8 protein-coding genes are annotated in these 13,352 nt (G+C 64.6%); 3 read left to right on the plus strand and 5 right to left on the minus strand.

Annotation, left to right across the window (positions count from 1 at the left end):
• Positions 1 to 21: 21 nt before the first annotated feature.
• From ACR652_RS08120 to ACR652_RS08130, 3 genes are all read left to right on the plus strand, one after another.
• Complete coding sequence (locus ACR652_RS08120; protein WP_434506009.1) at positions 22 to 1,806, plus strand: amidohydrolase; 1,785 nt, start codon at positions 22 to 24, stop codon at positions 1,804 to 1,806.
• 276 nt (positions 1,807 to 2,082) lie between these two features.
• The gene (locus ACR652_RS08125) at positions 2,083 to 2,208 is read left to right on the plus strand and encodes a hypothetical protein (protein WP_434506010.1); all 126 of its coding nucleotides are present in this window, start codon (positions 2,083 to 2,085) and stop codon (positions 2,206 to 2,208) included.
• 754 nt (positions 2,209 to 2,962) lie between these two features.
• Positions 2,963 to 3,145 (plus strand): hypothetical protein, encoded by a 183-nt coding sequence (locus ACR652_RS08130; protein ID WP_434506011.1) that lies wholly within the window; start codon positions 2,963 to 2,965, stop codon positions 3,143 to 3,145.
• An 84-nt stretch (positions 3,146 to 3,229) separates the two neighbouring features.
• On the opposite strand, the gene ACR652_RS08135 is transcribed toward ACR652_RS08130, so the two are convergent.
• The 5 genes from ACR652_RS08135 to ACR652_RS08155 form a co-directional block, all read right to left on the minus strand.
• A complete protein-coding gene (locus ACR652_RS08135) occupies positions 3,230 to 5,446 on the minus strand; it encodes a multicopper oxidase domain-containing protein (RefSeq protein ID WP_434506012.1) in 2,217 nt (738 codons plus the stop codon).
• Between the two features lie 289 nt (positions 5,447 to 5,735).
• Entirely contained in the window at positions 5,736 to 9,371 is a 3,636-nt protein-coding gene (locus tag ACR652_RS08140; RefSeq protein WP_434506013.1) for a chemotaxis protein CheB, read from the minus strand.
• A gap of 174 nt (positions 9,372 to 9,545) precedes the next feature.
• Positions 9,546 to 10,433, minus strand: a complete 888-nt coding sequence (locus ACR652_RS08145) for a chemotaxis protein CheB (RefSeq protein ID WP_434506053.1) — start codon at positions 10,431 to 10,433, stop codon at positions 9,546 to 9,548.
• Between the two features lie 333 nt (positions 10,434 to 10,766).
• Positions 10,767 to 11,705, minus strand: coding sequence for a FecR family protein (locus ACR652_RS08150; RefSeq protein WP_434506014.1), 939 nt, complete (start codon positions 11,703 to 11,705; stop codon positions 10,767 to 10,769).
• Between the two features lie 197 nt (positions 11,706 to 11,902).
• On the minus strand, positions 11,903 to 13,330 hold the full coding sequence (locus ACR652_RS08155) for a hypothetical protein (protein WP_434506015.1): 1,428 nt from the start codon (positions 13,328 to 13,330) through the stop codon (positions 11,903 to 11,905).
• Between the last annotated feature and the right edge of the window lie 22 nt (positions 13,331 to 13,352).

The following is a 13,352-nucleotide window of genomic DNA, read 5'->3' on the forward strand; positions in this document are numbered from 1 at the left end:
ACGTGCTGGAGGGGTCACATCATGTGCCGCGGTTGTTTCAATCCCCTGATTCTCAATGGGGAGGTTTTTGTGGGGGGCGGCGGCAGGGTCTTTGCAGATGTCGCGCCCGGTCCGACGCGGCGCAATTTCATTGCGTGTTCGGTCGCCGCGGCCGCCGCCGCGAGCGTGTCGGGCGCCCAGGCGGCGCCGGCGGGCGAGGCGGGCGCCGAGGTCATCTTCAAGGGCGGCAAGATCATACCGCTTCCCGGCGCGAGCCCGGTGAAGGCGCTCGCCATTGGCGGCGGCAGGATTTTGGAACTGGGTTCCGAAAGCGCGGTGAACGCCGTCAAAACGAAAAACACGCAAATCGTGGATTTGCAGGGGCGCGTGCTGATGCCGGGTCTGATCGACCCGCATAATCACACGATCCTGTCGGCGCTGATTTTCGAGCTCCTCACCGACGTCGGCTATGTGAATTTTCCAACGCGCGGGAAGCTGCTTGATGAATTGCGCGCCCTCGCGGCGCGCACGCCGCCGGGACAGTGGATCGCCTGTTCCAACTTCGACAACCTCCTGCAGGGCGGCGATCTCTCGCGCGACGAGCTCGACGGCGTCTCGACGAACCATCCGATTCTGGTCTGGTATACGAATGGGCACGACGCCTGCGTCAACAGCGCCGGTTTGAAGGCCGCGAATATTCCCGAGGACATCGGCCCGCTGCCGGGCGGCGGCCATTTCGGACGAGATGACAACGGGAAGCTCAACGGCCGCGCCTATGAAGAGAGCGCGGTGATGAAGGTGGTCTTTCCCGCCCTCCCCAAGATCACCCCCGCGCTCGCCTCGAAGGCGATCGGCGATTATCTGCGCTCCGCCGCGGCGGTCGGCAATACGACCGTGCACGAGCCGGGAACGCTTCCGTCTCGCTGGGTGGCCGACTTCGCGAAGCTCTCCAACCATGTGGCCTGCCGCACCAGCGCCAGCCTGATGTACGACGACATGAAGGGTTTCGAGCCCTATCGCAGTCTGGGGATCGGCGCGAAGGCGACGCAACTGCCGAATTCGCTTTTCACTCTTTATGGCGTGAAGATCGTCGGCGACGGATCGAACCAGACCGAGACGGGCGCGCAGACACAGCCCTATCTCGACACCGACAGCAAAGGCGCGCCCAATTACACGGCCGCGCAGATGAAGGACATGGTCGCCGCCGTGAAGGCGGCGGGTTTGCCCGTGCTGATTCACTGCAACGGCGACTATACGATTGATATTTCTCTCGACGCCATCGAAGCCGCCTATGGCGGGTCGACGGCGCAGGGGATCAATCGCATCGAACATTCCACGATGGCGCGGCCCGACCAGATCCTGCGCATGAAGAAGCTGAATGTGCAGCCGAGCTTCCTCATGAACCATGTGCGCTTCTATGGCGCGGCCTATCGGGACCAGATTTTCGGCCGCGAGCGCGCCGCCTTCACCGATCCCGCCGGCGCCTGCGTCAAGGCGGAGCTTCCGTTCACGCTGCACACCGACGCGCCCTGCTCGCCGCTTGGGCCGCTCGCCCTCGTCAGCACGGCGGTCACGCGGCGGTGCGATATCGACGGCTCGACCATCGGCCGCGATCAGGCCGTGACACTCGATCAGGCGCTGCGCGCCGTCACGATCGACGCGGCGCGCCAGATCGGCATGGGCGACCGCATCGGTTCGCTCGAAAAGGGCAAGGAGGCGGATCTCGTGCTCCTGGAGTCCGACCCCTACAAGACCGCTCCCGAAAAACTCGGCGCCATCAAGGTCAGCGAGACATGGGTGGCCGGCGAGCGGAAATACGGCGCCTGAGCGCGGGCCCGGACGCCGCCGCTCGACGCGTCCGGGCTTTTCCTTCGCACCGAAGCCGAACCAGCCGCCGAAGCCGCCGCGCGGATCCTTGCAACGGCGCGCGTCGGGCGGTTCGCAAATGCAAAAGAGACGCGCGCCATGTGGGAGCTCGAGGACTGGAAAGACTTCTCCAAGATGCTGGAAAACTTCGCAGAGGCGGCGTTGGCCCTCGCGGGAACCCATGTCCTTCTCAAATGGCTTTCCAGAAACAGGGAGTGAGCGGGGAGCGGGATTTTCATGTGGGATCTGGATGACTGGAAAGACTTCGCGGAGGTTGTGAAAAACTTCGCCGAGACAGGCTTCATCGCCGTCGCGATCGTCGCGCTGTCGATATGGGCAGGCAAGGACAAGGCGCGCGATTGAGAGGTCCTCTCGCCAGCCAGGAGCAGCAGACTCCCTGAAACACGCGCAGAGACCGGGGCTGCTCGCCCCGGTCCCGCGAGGCTTACTTGCCGGAGCCCGCGCCCGTTCCCCCTGCGCCTGTTCCTGTTCCCGTATGACCGCTCCCGCCGGTCCCGGAGCCCCCGAGGGTCCCGGTTCCGCCGGTCGCGCTTCCAGTTCCCGTCCCGGTCCCCAGCGTTCCATTCCCGGTCCCGAGCGCTCCTTTTGCGCCGGTCCCTGTCCCGGTCCCTGTCCCGAGCGCTCCGCCGCCGGTCCCCGCCGTCCCTGCGCCGCCGGCGCCTGCCCCCGCGCCGCCCCCCGCCGCGCCTCCGCCAGCCCCGCCGCCCGCGCCGCCTCCGCCCCCGCCTTGAGCCCATGCGAGTGAAGCTCGCAATCACTGCCGCCGTCATGGTGAGAAGTCGTCGTGTCCTGGTCATTCTCGCCTCCGCGCCGGGGTTTCTCATCTCCCCGGGCGCCCGAAAATAGGGGCGCAAAGGGGAGCCGCCATTGGGCGGCGTACGGAGAAACGGTTCCTTGCGGATGCGAATCGCCCGGCGCGTCACGCACCGGGCCGCGCCGCTGATCGGGCGGCCGGCTCGCCTGTGCTCGCGCGCACATCCGGCGCGGCCGAGGCCATGTACGGTGCTGTCATCGACAGAGAGCAACGCGTGAAGGGCGCTGGGTCGGCGGCCTTCCAGCGGAGTCGCGAACCTGTCCTTTTGAAGGGTGCAAGCAAATGGGCGAGAAGCTGGCTCGAAACTTCCTGGGGCTGCCAGCGCAAGGGGCGCTGACGGATTCGCAGATCAACTTCTTCTTCGAGAAGTCGGTCTTCATTCGTGGTCTGACCTTCGATGATTATTGCCTGCTCTATCGCGCGCGCAGTCTGCTGCTCGCCAGATGGGCGCGGGTTGTCGGCTGAGAGCGCCGCCGCTCATGCAACAGCGGCCGACGCAAGCGCGACGGCCGCCGACTGGCAATCCGGTTCTGAGCGTCCGGCAAGTCTTTAGTGAGACGACTTTCCGGGCGCGGGAACGACCTGTATTTTGGCCATCATGCCGCTGTCCTCATGCTCCAGGATGTGACAGTGGTAAACGAATTCACCGAGCTCCGCGAAGGGAATGTCGACGACTTGCGGAGTCATCCGGCAATCTCCGTTCCGCCACTGGGCAATGGTGCAATAGCCGTTCTGATTGTTCATGACCTGCTGCGCGATCGTGGCGTCCTTGGGCACGGCGATGGCGAGCGGCACATTGTCTTCCATCACGCCGGCGCCGACCGTCGGATTGAGCTTCGGCGCCAGCGGAGAACTTGCGTCCGCCGTCGCCTGCACGGCGCGGAACTTGGTCTGGTGGATGTGGAAGTTGTGGTTCTCAGTCGCGAGATTCACGAGCTCCCATGTCTCCCTGACAGGCTTTTGCCCTTCGCCCAGAGGAAGGCACACAAACGGCGTGTGGAGATCGAAAGCGGTCACCGGCAGGGACGATTCCGGCACGACGACGCCCTTGTCGTCCACGACGTCATAACCAAGGCCAAAGATGTTGGAGTTCGACGTATCGACGAGGCCGAAGAAAATACGGCGTCGGTAGCCCTCGGGCAGGGCGGCGCAGTTCGGCGGCACGGGGGCGGGCTTCGCATAGGGAACCGGCTCGACGAAGATGCCCTTGGGCGCATTCGCGGCGAGGGCGTCGCCGTTCAGGATCAGCGAAACCAGGCCGTTCGTCGTGTCCCTGGGGCCAAAGGAAACGCTCGCCAGATCGACCGCCGGCCAGGGATCGCCGACGCCGGGCGCTCCGGTGGTGATGCCGACCGTCTGGAACGTGGCCGTCTTTCCGCCTTGCGGAGGCGCGACCACATTGCCGTCCTTGTCCCGATAGGTCACCCAGACCTGCGCGCGCGAGCCCGGCATCATGACGAAATCCTTGACGCAGGTCGGATCGGAGCCGGCGCCGTCCGGCGTCACGCCCGGACAGGGAACGATCGTGAAGCGGGAGTTTCCGAGCGCGATCTTGTCGCCGGCGGCCGTTCCCTTCGGAACATGCACGCTGACGCCGTCGACGGAGATGAGCTGCATGAGGATCGGATAGCCGCCCTGATTGTCTTTCAGCTGGAGTTTGTAGGTCGCGCTCGCGCCGATGTTGCTGATGCTCCAGATCTCCCCGCCGGGCTTGTCGACGCCGATCGTGGGATAGACGGTTCCGCTGACCGGGAAATACCATCTGCCGCCGGCATAGTTGTTTCCGCCCGAGGACGTGTTGTTGGTTCCGGGGCAGAAGCCCGGCCGGACTTCGCCCGCCCCCGGCTGTTGCGTGCAGAACTCGGGGTCCTGCTGATCGTCGAGCACCTCGCCGTTGGAGACCGGCAGCGTGGTCATCACGGTCCCCTGCTGGAACTGAATGGCGCCCCCGGCGAGCACCTGCATGTCCTTCAGGGTGATGTGCCGCACCTGCGATTCAGGGAAGCCGCCGCCCCAGCCGAGCGAGGCGTAATCCGACGCGCGGCCGATCGAGATGATGCCGGCGAGACCGCTGGACAGACTGTCGGCGGTAATGCCGTGCACATGCGGGTGGAACCAGTCGGCGCCGGAGGGTTCGTTTCTCGGAATGGCGATCTCGTAATCGAGCGCGCCAACGTCGACGACGATTCCGTGCTGATGCGGCTGCGGGATCGGCCGGCCGTTTTCGGGATTGAACAGATCGACGTAAATATCGTCGCCCCACGTCGGATTGGCCCGGGAGGGCGCTCTCGCCTGCACCACCAGACCATGCGTATGCAGATTGGTGGGCGTGAGCGGAAGATTGACTCCCGCGGGATCGGGAGTCTTGGGCAGGCTCATGTTCCAGAAATGCGAGACCTTCGCCGGATTTTGCGCGGGAAGCTTGTTGACGAGCCGCACCTTGAGGAGATCGCCCTTGTCCAGCGCGAGCCTGATCCCGCCAAATTCGGATGAGGTCAGGGAGCCCGGCGGGCACAGCTTCTGCTCATCGAACAGCCGATAGCAGATTTCATACACCCATCCGGTCGGATGAATCCGCTCATTGCTGTTGGGCGCGGGGAAAGAGATGGCTTCAACCGGCTTCGTCCTGGCGACCATGACGATGTCGAGCACGCCGTTGACGCTGCGGAATACGGGCGGGTCCCTGAATGGCGCGGCGGCGCCCGGCGAACAGAGCGAAAGAAAAAAGCCATATGCGACGACGCCTGTCAGAAAGTGCTTGTTCATCTGCCCCTCTTCAATTCGGCTGGGTCAAAAACCAAGCGGCGACGGCCCCTGTCGTCGCTGGCCCGAGCGCATGAGTGAAGCGGCTTGTTGTTCGTAGCTGTCCTGAAAAACGTCAGCCTGACTATTCACTCAGTCTCAAATCCCAGCTGCGCCGCAAGATGGCCTTTTTTGGGCTTTTCGACAAGCCTGCGCCATAATGTCCGCGTTGCAATTGTAAGGCCTGTCATCTATTTAGCCGAGGCGACCGTCATGCTTGCGCAAGCCGGAGGCCGCCAGCTTCGTGACGGCGTCACTCCGCCGTGTCGGCTCTCATGAGGGGGAGCGTGATGATGAAGGTGGCGCCGCCGTCCGCGTTCCGCTCCACCGCAATCGTTCCGTAATGCGCCTGAATGATGGATTTCGAGATCGGCAGTCCGACGCCCAGACTGTTTGGCTTCGACGAGGTGAAGGGCTCGAAGATGTCCGCGCTCAGGTCTGGACCCGGCAGGCCGCGTCCAGTGTCGGCGATCGCCACGCGCAACTGATCGCCGTCGAGCGCGGTGGTGATCGTCAGCCTCTGTTCCGCCGAGCCCTGCATGGCGTCCTTTGCATTGCGGATCACATTGACCAGGGCCTGAAGGACCTGCACCTTGTCGATCAGCACGGCGTCCTGCGGGGCGTCGAGATGCAGAACAAGCTCGATGGCGGGAGATCTCTCATCGGGCAGCATGAGCTTGCAGGCCTGGCGGATGAGCGCATGCAGGCTCTGGGTCGTCTTGTCCGGCTCGCCGGGGCCGACGAATTCCCGCAGATGTCCGATGATTTCTCCAGCGCGCAGCATTTGTTCGGCGGCCTTGTCGACAGTGCTCGAAACGTCTTGTGGGTCTGCCGTGTGCGTCGCCAGCAGGCGCCGGGCGACCTTCAGATAGGTGGCCGCCGCCGTGAGCGGCTGATTGATTTCATGCGCCAGAGCGGTGGCCATCTCCGCCATGGAGCTGAGCCGGTTGATATGCAGCCGTTCCAGCCGGCTCTCCAGCTTGCGCCTTTCGCTGAGGTCCCGGATGAAGACGATGAACAGCCTCCCGCCGCCATGGCGGGTGCGAGACACGGTCGCTTCCGCGGGGAAGGAGGAGCCGTTCTTGCGCCGTCCCTCGAGGCGTTCCGCCACGCTTGAAGATTCGGCCTCTCCGACGTCGAGCAGCGTTTGAATGGTCTTGCGGATGCCCTGTCCCTGCGCCGCGAGCACGTCGATGTCCCTGCCGACGAGATCAGGCTCGGCATAGCCGAAAATCTTCATCGTCGCCCGGTTGAGGGATTGGATCGCGCCGGCGTCATTCACCGTGACTATGGCGACGTCGACGCCGTCGATCACCGCGCGAATGCGGGCTTCGCCGCCACGCAGCGCATCCTCGGCGCGGCGCCGTTCGCTGAAGTCGACAAGGGTGACGACGACGCCGTCGATGCGATTTTCGACAGTCCGATAGGGCCGCATGCGCATGAGGTACCAGGCGCCGCTCTTGCTCCGCACCTCGCGCTCGCTCGAGCTCAATGTGCGGAGCACGTCACGCGCGTCGTCCGCCAGGCCGTCGAAATCGAGAGAATGGGTAAAGTCCGTGATCGATCGGCCCTCGTCGCCGGTCGCGATATTGAAAAGGTCCGCCACGCGCGGGGTGAAGCGTTTGATGCGAAGCTGATTATCCAGAAAGAGGATGCCGACGTCCGTCGCGACCATCAGATTCTGTATGTCGCTATGGGCGCGGGAGACGCTTTCCAGTTTCGTCTTCAATTCGCTGTTGACGGTCTGAAGCTCCTCGTTGATCGACTGCAATTCCTCCTTGCTCGTCTCGAGCTCTTCGGTGGTCGACCGATATTCCTCATTGATGGATTGCAGCTCCTCATTGGCGGCGCGCAGCTCCTCATTGGCGCCTTCATATTCCTCCCGCGACGTGCGAAGCTGTGATTGCGTGTATTGCAGCTCCTGCTGGAGCTGGCGGATCTGCTCATCGGGCCGGCGCTCTTCTATGCCGGTCTTGCCCGCATCGTCCTGGAGCGAGTCCCCCTCGAAGAAGAACACCAGCGCGGCGCGACCGGAAGAAGGTTCCGTTTCGATCGCCCTCACTTGCAGATAGACCCGACGCTGCGTCCCGTTGAAGCGGACGGGGATCGGGGCGCTGAGACTGATTTCGCCGCCTGAAAAAACGCGATGCAGCGAAGTGCGAAGATCGGAGCGCAGCTCCTCGCGGGCAAGCATCGTGATGTCGTTGGCCAAAGCGCCCGCCGAGGGCTGCAAATAGCGTCCGGCGGTTTCGGAAAGATGCAACACGCGGTAGGACTCGTCGACGACCGCGCTCGGCGGCGCCAGCCGTTCCAGGGCTTCGCGATGGGACGCGTCTTCGTTGCGAGGATGAAAGCCGGCGGCGCCGCGCGCCGGAAGCGGTTCCGGGGTCGGGGCGACGGCGGCGAAGGTCTGCGCCAGCCTCAAGCCGTTCACACTGGCGGGCATCCGCTGGTAGAGTCTGGCGTCGCGGTCGATCGAGCGAAAGGCGCTGAGCGGACTTTCCGCGCTTTCGGATGAACCCAAAAAAAGATAGCCGCCGGGTCGCAGCGCAAAATGGAATGTCGCGCAGACCTGCTGCTGCAACTCCCGGTCCAGATAGATGAGCAGATTGCGGCAGGAAATCAGGTCCAGTCGCGAAAACGGCGGGTCCTTGAGAATGCTGTGCCGGGCGAAGAGAATGACATCGCGCAATTCACGGCGCACGCGGTAGTGATCACTCTCGCGGGTGAAAAAGCGGCGCAGGCGTTCGTCGCTGAGATCGGTCTCGATCGCGACGGGATAGCGTCCCTCGCGGGCGGTCGCCAGCGCCATTGCGTCAATGTCGGACGCGAACACCTGGATTTCCGGATGAACGTCCCGCCGGCCGGCCTCTTCCAGAAGCAGCATCGCGATCGAATAGGCCTCTTCGCCCGTCGCGCAGGCGGGCGCCCAGACGCGCAGCGCGTTCGACGGGCCAATCTCGTCGAACAGCGCGGGAATGACGAGCTCGGCGAGCTTCCTGAAGGCGGCGGGATCTCTGAAGAAGGTCGTCACGGAAATCAGCAAGTCCGCGAAGAGCGCCTGCGCCTCTTCGGCCTGCTCCCGCAGGGCGGAAAGATATTCGGCGAGCGTCGGCGTGCGCTGAACCTGCATGCGCCGGGCAATGCGCCTGCGCACCGTCGATTTCTTGTATTTGGTGAAGTCATGCCCTGTGCGGATGCGCAGATAGGAGAGGATCCGCTGCACGGTCTCTTCATCGTCCGGACCGGGAGAGTCCATGGGGGCGCGGGGGCGGGACGCGATCAGTTCGGGCAGGCGGCGGGCGATCTCGCGCACAGGTAGAACAAAATCAGCAAGACCCGTCGCGATTGCGCTACGCGGCATCGAGCTGAAATCCGCTTCGTCGGGCTCCTGCACCAGGATCAGGCCGCCGGATTCCTTGACGGACTTGATGCCGGAGGCCCCATCGGAGCCTGCGCCGGAGAAAATGATGGCGAAGTCATTGCCTTTCTGCTCGGAGAGGGAGCGGAAAAACAGATCAATGGGCGCGCGCTGCCACCGGGGCTCCACAAAGGCCGAGACGGAGAGGTGGTGGTTCGCGAGGGTGAGCTGGCGGTTGGGCGGGATGACATAAACGTGGGCGGATTGAAGCGGCGTTCGTCCCGTGACCTGAATCACGGGCATTCTGGTCTGGTTCGCGAGAACGCTTGGCAGATCGCTTTGATGCTCCGGATCGAGATGGAGAATGACCACAAAGGCGGCGTCGACCGCATCGGGCAGCTCCTGAAAGAAGTTCTGGAGCGCCTTGATCCCCCCGGCCGAGGCGCCGATGCCCACCACGGGAAACGGTCTTGCCGCGTCCTGCTCGTCGCGCCGCTCGCCAGAATTCGACTCGGAAGCCTCGTTCATCCCAATTCCCCGGATTCGACCGCCGATTTCAGCTTTATTCACGCGAACCGTTTTGGGCAACTTGGGTCAGGATGTCCGATCCTCAGGCGCGGCGGCCGCGGAAAGGTCATCCACCCGATCCATCGCGCGGGCGATGACGCGGGCCTCTTCTTCGAGCTCTGCAATCTTTCTGTCCTATAAGTCCACGCTGTGCCTGTGGTGGCTTTCGGCGGCCATCCGTCTCAGGCGGCGCACGAGCGCCAATCTCTCTTCCAGCGCGCGGAGCGCGACGTCGAGCGCGCGGCGCACATTGTCGTCGAGAGCAAGCTTCAAAATCCCTGCCGTATAGGCATGACCCGTGTGGCAGCGGTAGCGAAGGCCGCCATTTTCGTCGGTTTCCCACAAGACGCCGCCGCAGTCCGGGCACACGATCGGCGAACAACGCCCGATCCGATCCATTTCGGCGATGTTTGCGCGCTTGCCCCTGGCGATCTCCACTTCGGCCCGCAGCCGTTGTGACGCCGGTTGCGGCTTGCCGCCCGGCGTCTTCACAAGCGTGGCGAGCAAGGACGGAATCGCATCGAGCGCGACGACGTGGTCCGGCTCGGACCGTTCGAGGGCGGCGGCGGGCATTTCGGGATAGGCGGCGTCCTCCGGACTCTGCACCACTGTCACGCCGCCGCACAGTTTCATGGCGGCAAGACCAGCGGCTCCGTCGTCGAGCGCGCCGGTCAGAATGACGCCGATGGCGCGGAAGCCGCAGCAAACCCCCACCGAGCGCAGCATGGGATCGATGGCGGGCCGGGCGAGATTCTCCCTGGGTCCGGCGCCGAGGGTCAGCCGCTCGCCGCAGAGCAGAAGATGCCGTTCCGGCGGAGCGACATAGATGCGCCCCTTGAGAAGCGCTTCGCCGTCTGTCGCGAATTGCGCTGGCAGAGGCCCGGCGCCGGAGAGGAGTCGGTCGAGTTCGCTCGGGAAGTCGCTCGCAAGGTGCAGCGTCACCAGAACCGAGGCGTCCAGCTCCGCCGGCAATGCGCTCGCAATGAAGCGGAGGGCGCTGAATCCGCCGCTCGACGCGCCGATGGCGACAAATGTCGCGGTTGCTCATTGCGCCGCCCCTGTTTGCCTGGCCGCCCGGGCTCGGGAGTCATGCTGAAGCCGGGTCCGTCCCGGTTCGCCAAGCGTGCTGTGTGGCAATGTAGAGCGGCCGCGGCGCATGTCTTGCGCCGCAGACGGCGGCGCCACACGCCCGGCGCGTGTCGGGTGGCCGACGTCCGCCGGCGCCGGTCTCGCCCTGTCAGCCGCGAGACGCTCGAATCTCGCAGACAGGTTCAGGAAAAGCGGCGGCGGCGTGCAAGAGTGTTGGCGGATGTGCGCGGCAAGACGTGGGCCGCCCCACGTCGCTGGCGGCCTTGCTTACTGCCCGCTGAGCGGCTGGGGCGGGCCGCTGCCGGCGAGGAGCGACGTCACGACCGCCAACTGCTCGGGGCTCGGGCCGTTGCCCTGATTCTGGTTGGAGCCGGCGACGACGCCCGCCGTCGTCCCGCCCGCCACCGCTGCGGCGGTAAAGGCGAGGCCGGCGAGCTGTGTCCCGCTGAGGCCGCCGGTCAGGCCACTTGCGCCCTGCGCGCCCGGGGGCGTCGGATTTGCGACCGCCTGCTGCGCCTGCGGAAAGGTGAGCGTGTCGCAGGGGCCGACGCAGGCGGCCTGCGACGCCTGGCCGGTGAACTCGGACGGCGTGACGCTGTTGTTCGAGACATTCGCCGCCTGTCCGTCGGTCAGCGTCGTGCACCTGGGCTTGCGCCTCTCTTCGCGAGTCGCCTCGCGCGTCTCCTGGCGCGTGCAGACGATCACGTTCCCGTGATCGACTTCGATATGCGTCGAACCCGGATCGAGAAGAACGGAGAAGTCCGTTCCGCGCACGCCGATGGTCGCCTGCGGCGTCTTGATGTCATAGGCGCGCTTGTCGGAGGAGCCGCTGGCGAAGCGGAACGCGCCCTTCGCCATGCTGAAGCTCGCCTGCTTGTAGTCCGAGGGGCCGGCGAAGACGAACTTGTCGAGCGTGACGCTCGAATTGGGGCCGACGTTCAGATTGGTGCTGTCCTTGAGGACGATCTTGGCCGAGGCGTCCGCCTGGGTTTTCACGATCTCCTTGCCGAAGACGTCCGAACCGTCGTTGACCCTGACCGTGTTGGTCTGAAGCTTGCCGGTCACTTCGTTACGAACGGTGACCGCGATGCCGATCTGCTCCTCCGCCAGCGCGGGCGCGAAGGGCAATGCAATGGCGAAACCAATCGCCGCCAGTTTCGAGAAAATGCTGACGCCGTTGTTACGCGGCGGAATGAACCTGGCCATGTCGTCACCTGATTGAATTCGACAGCCTGAACTGAATGTAGACGCCAATCTGGTGCGATGCTTCCTGTTGTGCAAGCGCAAAAAATACGCTGTTGCGCCGATTGGCGCTCCCTGCGGCGGAAACAGACTGGACTGTTGCGCAGAGAGCACGCTTCGGTGTGATCGATATACAACTATTTACCAAAACAAGCGTGAACTTAAGCTTGCTTGGCAGCCTCCACGATCCGGCGGTCCTCTTCAATGAAGCGCACCAGTTCCCTGGCGTGATCGGCAAAAAGCTGCAGTTTCGTGACGTCGACCGGCTGCTTTGCGGATTGCAGCAGCAGAGCGTCATGGTCGCCCAGAAAGGCGGGTCCGAGTCCGCAAAAGTAAAAGCCCAATTCCCGCGCGCAGGCCGCAAGGCGCGGGAGAGCGGGATCCTGAAGCGGCGCGCAAATCTGCACATGGTCGGCGCCGAGGCTCATCACATCGCTGAACGCCTGTCGCAGCTCCGTCCCGATCGCCGCGCCGATGGCCTCGACACGGATGCTGGCGGCGCCGATCCTCTCCATCTTGACTTCGATGACGGAATGCTCCGCCGATGGCCCGGCCTCCTCGCAAAAGCGCGCGGCGAGACCCAGCCGCGCGGCAATGTCCTGGATGACGTCCCGATAGGCCGGCGGCGCATAGATTTCACGCTCGCCCGGCTGCGCCAGGAAGCGGAAGGAGAGAAGCAGGCTTTGTCTCTGGCCGCGCGTGGGGATCGTCAAACCTTTCGGCAGCACGTCTTCCGGCAACATGCCGAGCATCGCCGCGCAAACCGGCATGCCGGCGCGATCATCGTTGCGCTGGGAGAATGTGTGAATGGTGACCGGCTGCGCGAAGACGCCCGTGAGACCGATTGTCTCGGCCTGCCGGGAGAGACGCTCGGTCATCCGTTCCAGCAGGCGATGGCCGCGATAGGTCGGCAGGACGACCGCCTGGCCGCGTTCGGCGATTCTTGCGCCAGGCTCGCGTTCGAGCGCCACATGTCCGACGATCTCTCCGCTGGCGTTGCGCGCGATGACGGGGACCAGCTCGCCGCTCTCCACCTTTGCCCAGTATCGGCGGGGGGAAAAAACTTCGGAGTGAATATAGTGACGCCCATAGACCTGCAGGAAGCATCGCGCGATGGCGGCGGAGTCGTCCTTTTGAGGGAGGCCGATCTCGAAGCTTTCTCCGGACGTCGCGTCGGCGTCGTCGTCGTCCACGCTGGCGTGAGCCGCGGGCGCGAGGGGGGCGACGGCCGTATGAAGGGTGATCTCCCAACCGTCGATTCCGCGCTCCCTGTAGGAGACGCCCAGATCGTCCGGCAGGCCCTCGAAAAGCGAGGGCATGATTCTGCTGAAACGATCGTGTCCGCTGATGAAAAACCGGACGCTCATGTCGCTGTTGCGCGTCGATGTCGCGAGCCGGGCGCGCGCGCCGTCCGCCTGGCGCTTGCAGAGCGCGCTCCAGATGAGAAGCGCGCCTTCAGTGATGCGATTGGCGACGGCCAGCGGCGCGCCTTCGGCAAGAGACGTCTCGCGCACGAAGGCGCGCACGAGATCGCTCCAGGCGCTTGCGACATCGAGCCGAATATCAGGCGTGCGGGTTCTGCTCTGCATCTGTTCGCCCACGCGCATGGAC

This window comes from Methylocystis sp. (assembly GCF_051061225.1).
GTDB lineage: Bacteria > Pseudomonadota > Alphaproteobacteria > Rhizobiales > Beijerinckiaceae > Methylocystis.